Consider the following 16,186-nt stretch of genomic DNA (forward strand, 5'->3'; position numbering starts at 1 on the left):
ACGTCCTTGCGGGAACGCGCTAGCGTCGAGAGCCGCCTCGGCGCCGGCGCCTCTCGATCATGAGACCTTCCACAGCGCGGCGTTTTTCGCCACGAAGGCTTCGAACGAGCCCGGAGCCCGGCCGATGGTTTCCCCGCGAGAAGGCCGATGCCGGTTATTTGGAGGCGCTATCGCGCTTCATAATCTCCGGGGTTGGAGTTGATCACAGTGACCCCGGCGGGACCGTCTGAGGGATAGGCCATCCTGGAATTGTCGATCAGCCTGCAGAAACCAGCCGCAGGCCAATGACCCTGCCCAGGATGAGAAGAATGCAGCAGATCTGCATTGGCGCGGCGAAATCGCCCAGGACGGCGGTGCCGAGGATTGCGCTGCCGGCGGCGCCGATGCCGGTCCAGACCGCATAGCCGGTGCCCATGGGCGGCGCCGGATGGGTGCTCAGCGCCTGTTCCGGCCATGGCTTCAAGCTTGGTCCGGTGATTGCGGCGGGACTAGCGGATGCCATCGTGGGCGCTCGGGCGGCAAGCAAAATTCCGGCCTGGGCGGCGGCGAGACGGACACCCTAAGTCGAACGGTCTTTATAGCTGACGAAGATGCCGCTGTTATGAGACTGCGCGAGGCAGTCGGCGATCAGCGCGAGAAGGCGCTGGCGAAGCGGCCGCGGGAGCGCTCGATGTGGTGGCGCATTGCGATTTCGGCCGCCTGCGGGTCGCGGCGGATCAGCGCCTCGATGATCTGCTGGTGCTCCTGAATGGCATCGGCAGTGGCGCGGGCGTGGTAGAACAGCCTGAACAGGTGGACGTGGGTATGCAGGTTTGCCAGCGTCTCCTGCACGAGTTCATTGCCGCTCGCGTGGGCGATCAGGTCGTGAAACTCGCTATCGAGTTGGGCGAAGCGGCTATAGGCCTCCACTTGTGGCCCGGTTTCGCCGGCCTGCATTTCGCCGGCAAGCTTGATCAGGGCGGCGTGCGCCTCCTCGGTCATGCTCAGTGCGGCCCGGCCCGCGGCAAACGGCTCGAGCAGCAGGCGCAACTCATAGAGTTGATGAAGCCGCGCACTGTCTAGCTGGTCGGCGGCGCTGTAGCCGATGAGGTGGGCCTTGACCACCAGGCCCTGGGCTTCAAGCCGTGATAGGGCTTCGCGGATCGGCGTTTGCGAGACGCCAAGTTCGCGCACCAGCCGGTCCACCGAAATGCGGCCACCGGGCGTGATCTGGCGCGACATCAACTGCGAATAGATGGCGTTGTAGACTTCATCGCCCAGTCGCGTGGGACGCTTGAGCTGTGTCGACGGCACCATTCGCTTCTCACTGATGACCAAAATCGCTTCTTCCATACCAGCTATTGACGTGCCTTTGCGATAGCACCATAGTCCGCCCGGTTCAATCAGATATCCGATCGGATTTTATATCTTGCCGCTTCTTGCCGCCGATCAAATCCGTCAAACCGCCGAGCGCGCCCTGGTCAGGGCGGGCGTGCCTGCGCCCAGCGCGGTGGTCCAGGTCGATCTCTGGCTCGACGCGGAACTGCGCGGCGTGCCCTCGCATGGCCTGTTGCGACTGGAGCGCATCGTGCAGCGGATCGAGGCCGGATTGGCCGATCCACATGTGACGGGCATCCACACCTGGCAGGGTAGCAGTTATCTGGCCGTCGACGGGCGGCAGGGCCTGGGCCCGATCGTTGCCAACGCCGCGCTGGCCCGGATACAGGAACGGGCGCGCCATTCGGGCATTGCCATAGCGGCAGTCGCCAATGCGCAGCATATCGGCATGCTCGCCTGGTATGCCGAGCGGGTGGCTCGCGAGGGTCAGGCCGCGATCGTGCTGTCGACCAGCGAGGCCCTGGTTCATCCCTGGGGTGGGCGCAAGGCCTTGGTCGGCACCAATCCCATAGCCATCGGCATTCCGACCGGCGAAACCGATCCGTTCGTGATGGATACCGCAACCAGCGTGGTCTCGATGGGGGAAATCCACGACCGCGCCAATCGGGGACAGGCCATTCCCGAAGGTTGGGCGCTCGACGCCGACGGCAACCCTACCACCGACGCCGAGGCGGCCAAACGCGGCGCCATTGCGCCATTCGGCGAGGCCAAGGGCTATGCGCTGGGCCTGGCCTTCGAGCTGTTGGTGGCCAGCCTTTCGGGCGCCGCTTTGGGCACCGATGTGCATGGGACGCTCGACACCACTCGGCTGTGTAACAAGGGCGATGTGTTCATCGTCATCGACGGGCCCCGCGTGGCGGGTCTCTCGGCCTATCTCGACATTATCCGCTCGGCTGAACCGGCCGCCGGGTTCGACGCGGTGCTGGTGCCCGGTGAGCGCGGCCGGGCCAATCGTGCCGCCCGACTGACGGACGGCGTAGTCATCGCCGATCCCGTCTGGGCGCGGCTTCAGCAACTGGCCGATGGCCCCATTCAACAACAGCAGCACGTCCTATCATGACCCCTATTTTTGCCGCATCGCGCTTGCCGCGCAATCTCGTGTTCGGCGCCGGCCAGCGGGCCGCGTTGGCGGGCTACGTGGCACCGCTCGGCAAGCGGGCGCTGCTGGTGACCGACGAACGGTTCGCCGGCGCGGTCGAGTTCAACACCATGGTCGATCAGTTGCGGCAGGCGGGTATTGCGGTGGATGTTTATGACCGCACCGTCGCGGAACTGCCGGCTTCCTGCATTCTCGACGGTCTCGAGCATGGCAAGCGCTTTGGTGCCGATGTCGTCGTGGGCGTTGGCGGCGGCAGTTGCCTCGACGCGGCCAAGATGATTGCCCTGCTGCTCAGCCATGGCGGACAGCCGTCCGATTACTATGGCGAGTTCAAGATTCCAGGACCAATCCTGCCGCTGGTGGCGGTGCCGACGACGGCAGGCACGGGGTCGGAAGTCACGCCCGTCGCAGTGATCGCCGATCCGGACCGCGCCGTTAAGGTGGGAATTGCCAGCCCCCATCTCATTCCCCATACGGCGATCTGCGATCCGGAGCTGACCTATACATGCCCCCCCGGACTGACGGCGGTATCGGGTGCCGATGCGCTGACCCACGCGATCGAAGCGTTCACCACGCTGCGCCGCGCGGCGGATGCGCAGACCGTGCATGAGCATGTCTTCGTCGGCAAGAATGCGTTCTCCGATCAGTACGCGCTGCAGGCGATCCGGCTGATCTCTGGAAGTCTCAAGGCCGCCTATGATAACGGCGCGGACCATGGCGCCCGTGAGCGGCTGATGATGGGTGCGACCCTTGCCGGCCTCGCCTTTGGCACAGCTGGCACCGCCGCCGCCCATGCGGTGCAATATCCGGTTGGCGCGCTGACCCACACGCCGCACGGGGCCGGGGTGGCGGTCATGATGCCCTATGTGCTGGAGTTCAACCGCTCCCACGCCGAGGCCGAAATGGCCGAGATCGCCGATGCCATGGGCGTGGCGAGTGCAGGGATGGACCAGGCCAAGAAGGCTTCGGCGGCCATTGACGCGGTAGCTGCGCTGTTCGCCGCAGTGGGCATTCCGAAAACCCTCAAGGATCTCGGCCTCCGCGAAGAAGATTTAACCTGGACGGCGGAAGCCGCGTTGGGCGCGACGCGCCTTATCAAGAACAATCCGCGCCCGCTCGACACGGCATCCATGACGCAACTCGTCAATGCCGCCTTCGTGGGCGATCGCGCCGCCTTGCGCGGCACAGTCAAGGAACCAGCATGAACAAGCACACACCCTTTGTTGGCCTCAGCTTCGATCCGGCCAAGCTGCCGTCGGATCTGTGGATCGATGGGCAGTGGCGGCCTGGCTCGGCCAAGGCCCGGATCGATGTGCTCGACCCATCGACGGGCAAGACGATCACCTCGGTCGCCGATGCGAGCATCGAAGACGCGATGGCGGCGGTTACTGCTGCGCACAAGGCCGGTCCCGGCTGGGCTGCCACGGCGCCGCGCCAGCGTGCCGAAATCCTGCGCCGCTGCTTTGAACTGATGATCTCCCGCCGCGACATGCTGGCCGAGCTGATCAGCCTCGAAAACGGCAAATCGCTCAGCGACGCCAAGGGCGAAGTGAGCTATGCGGCAGAGTTCTTCCGCTGGTTCTCCGAGGAGGCCGTGCGCCTCAATGGCGACATCTACACCGCTCCCAGCGGGGCCAACAAGATCGTGGTGGAGCATCAGCCTATCGGCGTATCGATCCTGGTTACGCCATGGAATTTCCCGGCCGCCATGGCCACCCGCAAGATTGCTCCGGCGCTGGCCGCGGGCTGCACGGTGGTGCTGAAGCCGGCGACGGAAACGCCACTGACGGCTTATGCGCTGGCCGAAATCTATGCCGAGGCCGGGGTTCCCGCTGGCGTTGTCAACGTGCTGACGACGTCGCGTTCGGGCGCCACCGTCAGCGCCATGCTGCACGATAGTCGCGTGCGCAAGCTCTCCTTTACCGGCTCGACCGAAGTGGGGCGCAAGCTGCTGCACGAGGCTGCGGATACCGTGATTTCTTGCTCGATGGAGCTGGGCGGCAATGCGCCGTTCATTGTGTTCGACGACGCCGACCTCGACGCCGCGCTCGACGGCGCCATGATTGCCAAGATGCGCAATGGCGGCGAAGCCTGCACGGCCGCCAATCGCTTTTACGTGCAGGACGGCATTCTGGAGGCCTTTTCCGCCGGACTTGTCCAGCGCATGGCGGCGCTGAAGGTGGGCGCTGGGTATGATGCGCAGACCCAGTGTGGACCGCTGATCAATCAGGATGCGGTGGACCGTATCGGTGGGCTGGTCGACGACGCAGTGGGGCAAGGCGCGACAGTGCTGACCGGCGGCAAGGCCTCGGGTGGTGAAGGCTTTTACTTCCCGCCCACCGTGATCAGCAATGTGCCGGCAACCGCCAGCATCAGCCGCGAGGAAATCTTCGGGCCGGTTGCCGCCATCACCAGCTTTGCCAGCGAAGACGAGGCGGTCGCGGCCGCCAATGACACCGAGTATGGGCTCATCGCCTATGTCTACACTCGCGACGTGGGGCGCGGCATGCGCGTTTCCGAACGCCTCGAAAGCGGCATGATCGGTGTCAATCGAGGCCTCGTGTCCGATCCCGCGGCCCCGTTCGGTGGGGTCAAGCAGAGCGGGCTGGGCCGCGAGGGCGCCCATCACGGGATCATGGAATTCTGCGAAACCAAATATATCGCCGTGAGCTGGTAGCCAGCAGCGCGGCACTGAGGAGGACGTGCAGTGAAGATTACCAAGGTTGAGACATTTCAGTTAGTTTTTGACGAGACCAAGCCAAATAACCGCTCCGCTTTCGTGCGGATCGAAACCGAGGATGGCCAGTTCGGCATGGGGGAAGCGTCCCCGATGCAGGGTGGGCGTGCCTCCCTCGTCATCATTGCCGCCGACATGGCGCCGTTCCTGATCGGCAAGGACATTTTTGACCACGCCGTCTTGCTGGATACGCTTTATCACAAATGCATCAAGCTGGGGCCGGAAGGGGCAACGACCGCCGCACTGGCCGCGCTCGATATCGCGCTCTGGGACCTCAAGGGCAAACTGCTCGGCCAGCCGATCTACAAGCTGCTGGGCGGTGCGTGGCGCACCAGCCTGACCTGCTATGCCTCCGTGGGCGGCAATGCCTGGCGCACGGTCGACCAGGTGGTAGAAGTCGTTGAACGGCGGGTTGCCAAGGAAAAGCCCGCTGCCGTCAAAATCCGCTGGGATGGCGATCGCACCAAGCTCGACGTGGATATTCCCGGCGACATCGCCAAGGCCAAGGCCGTGCGCAAGGCGCTGGGCGACGACTTCGTGCTCGGGTTCGATGCCAATAATGGCTATTCGGTCGGCGGGGCGATGCGGGTTGGCCGGGCACTCGAGGAGTTGGGCTTTACCTGGTTCGAGGAGCCGGTGCAGCACTACCATATCTCCGCCATGGGCGAGGTGGCCCAGCGGCTCGACATCACCGTTTCGGCGGGCGAGCAGACCTATACGCTCCAGGGCCTCAAGGACCTGATCAATGCCGGCGTGCGCATGGTGCAGCCCGACATCGTCAAGATGGGCGGCATTACCGGCATCATGCAATGCGCCGCCATCGCCTACGCCCATGGCGTCGATCTGGTGCCGCACCAGACGCAGCCATCGTTGGGCCATCTGGCCAACCTGCACGTGCTGTCCACCATCATGCATCTCAACAAGCCAGTCGAACTGGCGGACGGATGGGAACGGGCCGGCAGTGTGTTCACCAACCCGTCCGAACCGGTCGACGGGCTCTTCCACGTGCCGACTGCGCCCGGCCTGGGCGCCCAATTCAATGCCGAAGAACTCAAGCGGAGAAGCATACCAATTTCCGCATAAGCCACACCAAGGGAGGAGAAACCTTATGGCTCTGTCGAGAAGAAGCTTTCTGATCAATGCCGGGGCTGCCGGCGCTGCCGCCGGCATCGGGCTACACGTGGCCCCCACCTTTGCCCAGGAGGACGTGATCACCATTGCGCTCGCCGCGCGGGCACCCACCGGGGTCAATCCACAACAAACCGGCCTGACCGGTGGTGACAATTGGGCGATCTACCAGGTGTTCAACACGCTGGTGCGCAATCCGGATGGCAAGTTCGCCGTCCGGCCCGAGGATTTCGAGCCGAGCCTGGCCGAAAGCTGGGAAAGCTCGCCGGACGCCAAGACCTGGACCTACAAGCTGCGCCAGGGCGTGCAGTTCCACAAAGGCTATGGCGAAATGACCTCCGAAGACGTGCTCTTTACCTTCGGTCGCCATCTCGATCCCGAGATCGTCACCGGCGGCAAGGTGCAGTTCGGCAACATTGCCGGCGTCGAGGCGCCCGACCCCTATACTGTCGTGTTTACGCTCAAGCGTCCCGATCCGCTGTTCAACGGCTCGGCCGTGTCGGTGCTCACGGCCTCGATCCTCAGCAAGAAGGCGTTCGAGGAAAAGGGCGACGGGTTCAACACCGATCCGATCGGCACCGGCGTCTACCAGGTCGAAAGCGTCAACGAGAACCAGGGCATAACGCTGACTGCCCATCCTGAATTCTTCGGCGAGCAGCCGGCAACGGCCAAGGTGGTGGTCTCGTTCATCGCCGACACCACGGCACGCACGCTGGCCTTTGCTTCGGGCCAGGTGGACATGATCGAGGGCGTCCGCTCCCCGGGCTGGATTCCCACGATGCAGCAACGTTCGGCGGAAACGATCTTCGACGCAACCTCGCCGGGTAGCTTCAACATGCTGCACCTCAACCTGACGCGTAAGCCGCTGGACGATATCCGCGTTCGCCAAGCCATCCGCTATGCCATCGACAATGAGGGATTGGCTTCCGCCTATGGCGCGCTGGCCAAGCCCATGGTCGGCATCATCGCTTCCGGGTTCGAGGGTTCGGTGACCAAGGAAGAGCTGCCGCCCGAGCTGCAGTACAAATATGATCCGGAAAAGGCCAAGGCCCTGCTGGCCGAAGCCGGCTTTCCGAACGGCGTCGAGATACCCTGCTATACCAGCCAGCGCGAAGACTACTCGGCGATCATGCTGATCATCCAGGAGCAGTTGCGCACGGTCGGCATCACGCTGGCGCTCGACATCATCGATCACACGACCTTCCATGCCGAAAACCGCCTCGACAAGAATGCGATGCCGCTCAATTCGTCGAGCTATGGGCCCATCCCGCTCAATGTCTTCCTGCAGCAGGTTTCGGCCGCGGCGGAAGTCAAGGCGGACGGCACCGGACAGGGCAATTTCAGCCATTATGGCGTTACCATCCCGGGCGTCGATGATCTGTTGACACAAGCGCAGGACGAGCCCGACTTCGACAAGCGGACGGTGATCGTCAAGGAGATCGAAAAGAAGCTCCTGACGGATCTGCCAATCCTGGGGATCATCACCCTGAGCTACGTGATCGCCCGCAATCCACGCGTCGATCTGGGCTTCCCGGTCGAAAGCGGCTTTGCCTATTGGTCGCTCAACAAGGCGCGTCGCGTCGCCTGATAGCAGGCAGCGCGCCCACGGGGCGCGCTGCCATTGCTCGCGGTGCTAGGCCACGCTGGAGGCAAGAATGGCAAGATATCTACTGCTTCGACTGGCTGACGCGGTGCCCACGGTATTGTTGGTGCTGCTGCTGGTCTTCATTGCCATGCGCATCCTGCCGGGCGATCCGGCGATTGCCGCCCTTGGTGACATGGCTACGCCCGAGCAGCTGCAGTTGTTTCGCGACAAGATGGGTCTCAACGATCCTTTGTGGCTGCAGTTCTTCACGTTCCTGAGGGGCGTGTTCACGCTCGACCTCGGCACCTCGATGATGAACAACCGGAACGTTGTCGGGCTGATCCTGCAGAACCTGCCCTATACGATCGAGCTGACCCTGGTCGCCATGCTCATGGGTCTGGTGGTCGGCGTTCCCCTGGGCGTGTTTGCGGCCACCAACCGCAACAAGCTGCCCGATAGCAGCGTTCGCGTGTTCTCGCTGATCGGTTACGCCATTCCCGATTTTTACCTCGGCGCGCTGCTGCTCATCACCTTCTCGCTCAACCTGGGATGGTTTCCCATCAATGGTGGCGGCGAGGGGTTTGTGGACCGCATGTACCACGTCTTCCTGCCGGCGCTGACGCTGGCCTTCGTCAAGGCCGCCTTCATCGGCCGGCTGACCCGCACGTCCCTGCTTGAGGTGCTGAGCAAGGACTATGTGCGCACCGCTCGTGCCAAGGGCGCCAAGGAGAACCGGGTGATCTACCGGCACGGCCTGCGCAATGCGCTGCTGCCGCTGACCACCGGACTGGGCCTGAGCATGCTGGCGACGCTGTCGGGATCGGTGGCAATCGAAATGGTGTTCAATCGCCCCGGCATCGGCAAGTTGCTGATCAGCGCGATCGCCGAACGCGACTATGCGGTCATCCAGGGCGGGGTGGTGGTCTTTGCCATGTTCGTGGTGGTGATCAACCTGCTGATGGACCTGCTCTACATCGTCGTCGATCCTCGAATCCGGATGAAATGATGACCATTCTCACCGAGACTTCACCCCACCTGCTGGCTCCCGAGCCCAACATCTTCCAGACCATCAAAGCTGTGTTGCTCGGCCGCCCCGGCACCATCGTGGCAGTGGTCATCATCGTTCTGCTGGCCTTGGTCGCGATCTTCGCGCCGGTGCTGGCGCCGTACGATCCGCTCACCCAGTCCATGCTCAAGATCAATCGCATGCCGAGCTGGGAGAACTGGCTGGGGACCGACCAGTTCGGACGCGATGTGCTGAGCCGCATGATTTACGGTTCGCGCAATTCGCTGATCTTCGGGCTGATCTCACCGTTCTCCGCCGCGGTGATCGGCACGACGCTCGGTGTCGTTGCCGGCTATTTCGGGGGTATCGTCGATCGGCTGATCTCGCGGATCGTCGATCTGCTGCTGGCTTTTCCCGAACTGCTGCTGGCCATCATGATTGCGGCCGTTCTGGGCGGCGGCTTCTGGAACGTCATTATCGTCATCACCATTGCCTTCGTGCCCGGCTTTGCCCGCGTCGCCCGCGCTCAGACCATGTCGGTCAAGCACGAGCCTTATGTGGAGGCGGCCATTTCGGTGGGCGTGCGGACACCGGTTATCATCTTCCGGCACATCATCCCCAACATCATGGCGCCCATCGTCGTGCTGATGATGCTGTGGGTGGCGTCGGCCATTCGGCTCGAGGCCTCGCTGAGCTTTCTGGGTATCGGCACGCAGGCTCCCAATCCGAGCTGGGGCAACATCATTCGTGATGGCCTGAACAATATCTTCGGCTCGCCCTGGCCCATCATCGGCGCCGGCGCCGCCATTACCCTCGTGGTGCTGGCCTTCAACCTTGTCGGCGACGCGGTGCGCGATGCGCTCGACCCGTCGACATCCCAATAGCGATGCCAAGGAGCAATTCATGAGTGATCTCGGCATCGCCCCCGCCATCGCGCCGCAGCAGGCTCCGGCCCAGCCCGTGCTGGCGGTCAACAATCTCAAAACGTCCTTCCAGACCAGGGCCGCGCGCATCCAGATTGTCAAAGGCATTTCGTTCGAGATCGGGGCGCGTGAAACGCTCTGCGTCGTGGGTGAATCCGGGTCCGGCAAGAGCGTCACCGCGCTCTCGATCATGCGGCTTCTCGACCCGCAATCGAGCCTCATCGAAGGATCGGTCAGGCTGAGCGGGCGCGAGCTTCTGACGCTTCCCGAAGCCCAGATGCGCTCGGTTCGTGGCCAGCAGATCGGCATGATTTTTCAGGAGGCCCTGACCAGCCTCAATCCACTCGTCAGCGTCGGCGAGCAAATCGCCGAAACATTGATCATTCATGGCCGGATGGACAATGCGGCGGCCCGCGCCGAAGCCATAAGGATGCTGGACAGAGTCCGCATTCCCGCCGCCAAGGATCGCGCCAACGAACTGCCGCACAATCTTTCGGGGGGCATGCGCCAACGGGTCATGATTGCCATGGCGCTGGCCTGCAAGCCCCAATTGCTGATCGCGGACGAGCCGACCACCGCGCTCGACGTGACCATTCAGGCGCAGATCCTGCAACTGATCAAGCAATTGCAGCAGGAAGAGGGGATGGGCGTGTTGTTCATCACCCACGACATGGGCGTGGTGGCCGAAATCGCCGATCGCACCGTGGTGATGCTGGGTGGCGAAGTGGTCGAGCAAGGGCCAACCGAAGCCATTTTCGAGGCTGCCCAAAGCCCCTATACCAAGACGCTGATTGCGGCCGTGCCGCGCCTGGGATCGATGCAGGGCAATGGCCAGCCCGAGCATTTTCCGGTTGTCGATCGAAAGACCGGCATCTTGCGTGTTCCGGCACCGCGGCCGGATACTGTCGACCACGCCGCCCAACCGGCCCTGTCGGTGAAGAACCTGGTCAAGCGCTTCGATCTTGGCCACGGATTTTTTGGCGGCACGCATGGCCGGGTGCATGCGGTGGAAAACGTCTCGTTTGACCTACAGCCGGGCGAAACGTTGTCGCTTGTTGGCGAAAGCGGCTGTGGCAAGTCCACCACGGGTCGCGCCATCATGCGGCTGATCGAGCCGCAGAGCGGCCAGATCGCCATCGGTGGGACAGATATCATGGCACTGGACAAGGAACGCATGCGCGACATGCGGCGCCATATCCAGATGATATTCCAGGACCCTTTTGCCAGCCTCAACCCGCGGATACGGGTCGGCGATGCGGTGGCCGAGCCTTACCTAACCCACCGGCTGGGAACCCGCGACCAGGCCCGGGCCAAAGTGGCCGAGCTACTTGAACAGGTCGGGCTCGACCCGGACGTGGCCAATCGCTACCCGGCCCAGTTTTCGGGCGGCCAGCGCCAGCGCATCTGCATTGCCCGGGCCCTGTCGCTCAATCCCAAGGTGATCGTGGCGGACGAGTCGGTCTCCGGGCTCGATGTGTCGATCAAGGCCCAGGTGGTGAACCTGCTGCTCGACCTGCAACAGAAGTTCGGCCTCTCATACCTCTTCATCTCCCACGACATGGCCGTAGTGGAACGGATGAGCCACAAGGTTGCCGTCATGTATTTGGGCGAAATCGTCGAAATGGGCCCGGCCGCCGCGGTCTTCAAGGCGCCGCAGCACCCCTATACCAAGCGGCTGATCGCCGCGGTGCCCATCCCTGACCCGGCCCGCCGCAAGCAGGTGCGCCAGCTCAACACCGAGGAGATCAAAAGCCCCATTCGGTCCTCCGACTATGTGCCCCCACAGCGCACCTACACCACCGCCTCCCCCGGCCACATCGTTCAGAACTGGGACGAAGGCTGGAAAGTCTAGGCAAATCGAGCGCGCTATTCTTCACCCGCTCCATTTTCCAAATATCGCCCCACCCGATCTGGTTGGCTGCCTTGATCGGTGGTCGGAGGGTGGTTAAAGCTGGGGCATGCAATTCACGGTGACCTGGGCCCGATATTCGCAGCAATGGCAGCGGCTGGAATTCGCGGCCTCGGGTGAGCGCAATGGCGCGAGATTCACCGTGGTTACCCATGTCAAATGCCGCGAACCGAAGACGGCCGAGAACACTCATCTGGTGGCCATGATGCGCATTATCGAGGTGTTCAAATTGCCCAGCGCCTCGGGCCGGTAGCGGTTTAGTGCATCCCCGGCAGCGGCATGCGCTCGACCTCGGCCAGCACTTCGAGCATTCCCGCTGCGTTGGCTTCGGCGATGATGCGGCCTTTTTCGGCGGTGGCGAGGGTGGCGTCGCCTACGGCGCCGGCGGGATTGATGTCGGAGGCGATCCAGGCATAGACGTGGCCGAAGGCGCCGGTGGGGCGGAGATATTTGAACTCGGCCTCGTCGCGCGCGGCGATTGAGACGAAGTTTTCAGCCTTGGACATATCCACCAGGTCGGGCCGGAAATGCAGAATCAGTGAGGTTTCAGAGTCGCCACCATGAATGCCATGGCGGCGTTCGACATCGGTCAACACGCCGGGCGGGGTAAAGCGCCAGCCGCTTTTGACGGCGAGCATGCCAGCCTGGACGCGCAGTTCGCGCGCCACGATGCCCATGATTTCCTCATTGCCGCCGTGGGAATTGATGAAAACGATCTTCTTGATCCCGGCGCGTGCCACCTCCAGCCCGATCTGCGTCCAGGCATCGATCAGGTTGCCTGCTTTGTGGCTGACGGTGCCCTTGGCCCAGATATGCTCGTTGGACTTGCCCACCGCCTGCACCGGCAGGATGCCCACGTCCATGGTGTCGGGGATTTTGGTGACCAGTAGGTCCAGCATGGACTGGTTGATGATGGTATCGGTGCCCACCGGCAGGTGCGGACCGTGCTGCTCCACCGCCGCGATCGGCAGAATCGCGATGGTCTTGTTGGGATCGATCCTCTCGAAGTCGGACGCGGAAAAGTCGGTCCACCAGATCTTGCGCGGCATGCTCATTCCTTCATTGGACCGGCGGCGACGGCTTCGATCTCGACGACAAATTCGGGGCGGGCAAAGCCGCTGACGATCATCAAGGTCGAGGCCGGAAACGGCGCGGCAAACAGGGTGTTGCGTACGCCCATGTAGGCCGGCAGGTGCTCGCGGCCGCTGACATAGGCGTTGATGCGCACAACATGCTGCAGCCCGAGCCCCGCTTCGCGCAGCACCGCGGCGATATTGTCGAAACAGATATGCGCCTGGCCGGCGCAATCGACGGGCACGACGCCCGAGGCATCAATCCCCAATTGACCGGACACGAAGACCAGTTGCTGGCCCGGAGGCACGCTGATGCCGTGGCTATAGGGGGCGAAGGGCGGGTGAATATCTATCGGGGAGAGGGGCGTGGCCATGAGGAGTGGTTCCTTGAGGCGGGAATGTTAGCTGCACTAAAATCGATTGCAAGCCCATTGCGGACGAATTGCACGCCACACAGGCAATATTTTTGAATGCCGCATTTTTAGCTTTCCATCCTCCTGAGATAACGCAAAGAATGGGCATGCCTCAAAGGCGCACAAGAATTCACCACGACCGGACGGTGCAGTCCGGGAGCTTTGGAGATCGAGATGAAGTTCATGACACTGGCCGCCGCGACCACCATGGTCCTGGGCGGCCTGACGGGCTTAGCCACCGCGCAGGACAAGGTCACCTTCGGAACCAACTGGCTGGCCCAGGCCGAACATGGTGGCTATTACCAGGCCGTCGCCGACGGCACCTATGCCAAGTACAATCTGGACGTGACCATCCGCCAGGGCGGACCGCAGGCCCCCAACGGGCAATTGCTGATTGCCGGCCAGCTCGATTTCTACATGGGCGGCATGTCCACCATCGATGACGTCAAGCAGGGCATTCCCGGCATTACCGTCGCCTCGATTTTCCAGAAGGACCCGCAGGTGCTGCTGGCGCATCCCGAAGCGCCATTCACCGACCTGGGCAGCCTGACGGCCGCCACCAAGCTGATCATGGGCAAGGACAGCTTCTTTGCCGGCTATTGGCCATGGATGAAGGCCAAGTTCCCCGGCTTCAAGGACGAAATGTATGAGCCCTATACGTTCAATCCAGCGCCGTTCATCGCCGATCCGATGGCGGTACAGCAGGGTTATCTGACCTCCGAACCCTATGAGATCGAAAAGCAGACCGGCTGGGCGCCCAAGATTTTTCTGCTCGCGGACAGTGGTTATGCGCCCTACTCGACTACCATCGAGACCCGCCAGGAGATCGTCGACAAGAATCCCGACCTGGTGCAGCGCTTCGTCGATGCCACCGCCATCGGCTGGTACAACTATCTGTACGGCGACAACACGGCGGCCAATGACCTGATCAAGAAGGACAATCCCGAGATGACCGACGGTCAGATCGAGTTCTCCATCGCCAAGATGAAGGAATACGGCATCGTGGTATCGGGCGACGCCGAGACCAAGGGCATTGGCTGCATGACCGACGCGCGGTGGAAGGAATTCTACGACGCCATGGTGGCGGCGGGCGTCTACGAGGCCGGCATCGACATCAGCAAGGCCTATACGACCCAGTTCGTCTGCAAGGGCGTCGGCATGGACCTCGCTGTCGCCAAATAATCTGCCAACCATCGGCGCGGGTAATCCTGTCCGCGCCGTTTTAGCCCTAACACGGGTTTGCTTGTGACCACATTGACTCTCCCCGAAGCCGAGGCTTCGGCCGCCGTTCCGCAGCGCCGCCTCGTCGTCGCAATGAACAATGTCAGCAAGGTGTTTTCCAACGGCACGCTGGCGCTCAAGGGCATGTCGCTGGATGTGCGCGGTGGCGAGTTCATCTCGCTGCTGGGGCCTTCGGGTTGTGGGAAATCCACCGCTTTGCGCATCATTGCCGGGCTCGGCGCCGCCAGTTCGGGCAGCATCGACTGGCCCAGTTCCAAGATCAATTCGCACGGCCTGCCCGAGGGCGATGTGGGCTTCGTGTTCCAGGAGCCGACGCTGATGCCGTGGGAAACGGTGTTCGGCAATGTGTATCTGCCGCTCAAGCTGCGCGGCGTGCGTAAGGGCGAGGCGCGCGACAAGGTGATGGAAAACCTCACCAGCGTCGGGCTGGCGGATTTTGCCGACGCCTATCCTCGCGAACTCTCCGGCGGCATGAAGATGCGCGTCTCCATCGCCCGCGCGCTGGTCACCCGCCCCAAGCTGTTGCTGATGGACGAACCCTTCGCGGCGCTCGATGAAATCACCCGCCAGAAGCTCAACGACGATGTGCTGGCGCTGTGGCAGCAGACCGGGATCACGGTGATCTTCGTGACCCACTCGGTCTATGAATCGGCGTATCTTTCGAGCCGGATCGTGGTGATGCGAGCCCGGCCGGGGCAGGTGTTCACCGATCTGGATATCGCCCAGCCGGCCTTGCGCGACGGAGCTTATCGGGTTTCCGAATTCTACCGCGCCAATTGCCAGAAGGTGTCGGACGCGCTGCAAGGCGCCATTCAATCGGCGGAGAGCTGAGCCATGAGCGACCTCAAAGCCACGGCCGAGAAAGGCACGGACAGCGCCGTCGCCGTGCTGCTACCGCGCATGTCGAACAACGAGAAAGTGCTGCAGGTAGTGGTGCCGCTGGTGGCGCTGGCGGTGGGTATTGCGATCTGGCAGTGGATCGTCACCGCCAATGGCATTCCCAAATATATCCTGCCCGGGCCCGGCGATGCGGCGGTGGCGCTGTTCACCGACTCGGCGACGCTGTGGCCGGCGCTCTGGGTCACGCTGCGCATCACCGTCATGGCGCTGGCGATTGCGCTGATCGGCGGGGTGACGCTGGCCATCATCATCGTGCAATCGAAATGGCTGGAGCTGGCGCTGTCGCCGTTCACCGTCATCCTGCAGGTGACGCCGATCATCGCGATCGCGCCTCTGATCCTGATTTATGCGCCGGACACGCAAACGGCGCTGATGATCTGCGCCTTCCTCGTGGCGTTTTTCCCGATCCTCTCAAACATGGTGCAAGGGCTGAAAAGCGTCGATCATAACCTGCTCAACCTGTTCGAGCTTTATGGCGCCAATAGCTGGCAGACGCTGTTGTTTCTCAAGGTTCCGGCCTCGATGCCGTATTTCATGGCCGGCCTGCGGATCGCCGGCGGCCTGTCGCTGATCGCGGCGGTGGTGGCGGAATTCGCCGCGGGCTCGGCAGGACAAGGTTCGGGGCTGGCCTTCCGGCTGCTGGAAAGTCAGTATCGGCTTAACCTGCCGCGCATGTTTGCGGCTTTGATTATGTTGTGCGGCACCGGCATCGCCATTTATGGGCTGACCTCGTTCATCGCCTGGCTGACGCTGCATCGCTGGCACGAAAGCGCCATCCGGCGGGAGAACTGAGC

The 16,186-nt window shown here is 62.8% G+C and carries 16 protein-coding genes; 12 read left to right on the top strand and 4 right to left on the bottom strand.

Translation table 11 applies throughout. The features are described from left to right. Positions 1-256: 256 nt before the first annotated feature. Together JWR51_RS06265 and JWR51_RS06270 are read right to left on the bottom strand one after the other, a co-directional pair. Complete coding sequence (locus JWR51_RS06265; RefSeq protein WP_299745196.1) at positions 257-463, bottom strand: SMR family transporter; 207 nt, start codon at positions 461-463, stop codon at positions 257-259. Between the two features lie 164 nt (positions 464-627). Next, on the bottom strand, positions 628-1,296 hold the full coding sequence (locus JWR51_RS06270) for a GntR family transcriptional regulator (RefSeq protein ID WP_299745198.1): 669 nt from the start codon (positions 1,294-1,296) through the stop codon (positions 628-630). Between the two features lie 112 nt (positions 1,297-1,408). Between JWR51_RS06270 and JWR51_RS06275 the strand changes: the two genes are divergently transcribed. From JWR51_RS06275 to JWR51_RS06315, 9 genes are all read left to right on the top strand, one after another. Next, positions 1,409-2,437 carry an Ldh family oxidoreductase gene (locus tag JWR51_RS06275; protein ID WP_299745200.1) on the top strand — a complete coding sequence of 343 codons (1,029 nt, stop codon included), beginning with the start codon at positions 1,409-1,411 and terminating at the stop codon, positions 2,435-2,437. Further along, on the top strand, positions 2,434-3,681 hold the full coding sequence (locus JWR51_RS06280; protein WP_299745202.1) for an iron-containing alcohol dehydrogenase: 1,248 nt from the start codon (positions 2,434-2,436) through the stop codon (positions 3,679-3,681). Before JWR51_RS06275 ends, JWR51_RS06280 begins: the two co-directional genes overlap by 4 nt. After that, the gene (locus JWR51_RS06285) at positions 3,678-5,153 is read left to right on the top strand and encodes an NAD-dependent succinate-semialdehyde dehydrogenase (protein ID WP_299745204.1); all 1,476 of its coding nucleotides are present in this window, start codon (positions 3,678-3,680) and stop codon (positions 5,151-5,153) included. The genes JWR51_RS06280 and JWR51_RS06285 overlap by 4 nt, the downstream gene beginning before the upstream one ends. A gap of 30 nt (positions 5,154-5,183) precedes the next feature. Further along, positions 5,184-6,296, top strand: a complete 1,113-nt coding sequence (locus tag JWR51_RS06290) for a mandelate racemase/muconate lactonizing enzyme family protein (protein ID WP_299745206.1) — start codon at positions 5,184-5,186, stop codon at positions 6,294-6,296. A 25-nt stretch (positions 6,297-6,321) separates the two neighbouring features. Then, positions 6,322-7,929, top strand: coding sequence for an ABC transporter substrate-binding protein (locus JWR51_RS06295; RefSeq protein WP_299745208.1), 1,608 nt, complete (start codon positions 6,322-6,324; stop codon positions 7,927-7,929). Between the two features lie 67 nt (positions 7,930-7,996). Continuing rightward, the gene (locus JWR51_RS06300; RefSeq protein WP_299745211.1) at positions 7,997-8,932 is read left to right on the top strand and encodes an ABC transporter permease; all 936 of its coding nucleotides are present in this window, start codon (positions 7,997-7,999) and stop codon (positions 8,930-8,932) included. Next, a complete protein-coding gene (locus JWR51_RS06305; protein WP_299745214.1) occupies positions 8,932-9,816 on the top strand; it encodes an ABC transporter permease in 885 nt (294 codons plus the stop codon). The genes JWR51_RS06300 and JWR51_RS06305 overlap by 1 nt, the downstream gene beginning before the upstream one ends. Before the next feature lie 19 nt (positions 9,817-9,835). Beyond that, complete coding sequence (locus JWR51_RS06310) at positions 9,836-11,707, top strand: ABC transporter ATP-binding protein (protein ID WP_299745217.1); 1,872 nt, start codon at positions 9,836-9,838, stop codon at positions 11,705-11,707. Positions 11,708-11,813: 106 nt separating this feature from the next. Next, entirely contained in the window at positions 11,814-12,017 is a 204-nt protein-coding gene (locus tag JWR51_RS06315) for a hypothetical protein (RefSeq protein WP_299745220.1), read from the top strand. Between the two features lie 4 nt (positions 12,018-12,021). On the opposite strand, the gene JWR51_RS06320 is transcribed toward JWR51_RS06315, so the two are convergent. Both JWR51_RS06320 and JWR51_RS06325 read right to left on the bottom strand, forming a co-directional pair. After that, positions 12,022-12,819, bottom strand: coding sequence for a creatininase family protein (locus tag JWR51_RS06320; protein ID WP_299745223.1), 798 nt, complete (start codon positions 12,817-12,819; stop codon positions 12,022-12,024). Continuing rightward, positions 12,816-13,211 (bottom strand): RidA family protein, encoded by a 396-nt coding sequence (locus JWR51_RS06325; protein WP_299745225.1) that lies wholly within the window; start codon positions 13,209-13,211, stop codon positions 12,816-12,818. Before JWR51_RS06325 ends, JWR51_RS06320 begins: the two co-directional genes overlap by 4 nt. A gap of 222 nt (positions 13,212-13,433) precedes the next feature. Here JWR51_RS06325 and JWR51_RS06330 point away from each other — a divergent pair, with 222 nt between their 5' ends. The 3 genes from JWR51_RS06330 to JWR51_RS06340 all read left to right on the top strand — a co-directional run bounded on the left by JWR51_RS06330 (position 13,434) and on the right by JWR51_RS06340 (position 16,184). Beyond that, entirely contained in the window at positions 13,434-14,432 is a 999-nt protein-coding gene (locus JWR51_RS06330) for an ABC transporter substrate-binding protein (RefSeq protein ID WP_299745570.1), read from the top strand. 132 nt (positions 14,433-14,564) lie between these two features. Beyond that, the gene (locus JWR51_RS06335; protein WP_299745572.1) at positions 14,565-15,323 is read left to right on the top strand and encodes an ABC transporter ATP-binding protein; all 759 of its coding nucleotides are present in this window, start codon (positions 14,565-14,567) and stop codon (positions 15,321-15,323) included. A gap of 69 nt (positions 15,324-15,392) precedes the next feature. Further along, positions 15,393-16,184 carry an ABC transporter permease gene (locus tag JWR51_RS06340; protein ID WP_299745574.1) on the top strand — a complete coding sequence of 264 codons (792 nt, stop codon included), beginning with the start codon at positions 15,393-15,395 and terminating at the stop codon, positions 16,182-16,184. Positions 16,185-16,186 lie beyond the last annotated feature (2 nt).

The organism is Devosia sp. (assembly GCF_028290625.1).
GTDB lineage: Bacteria > Pseudomonadota > Alphaproteobacteria > Rhizobiales > Devosiaceae > Devosia.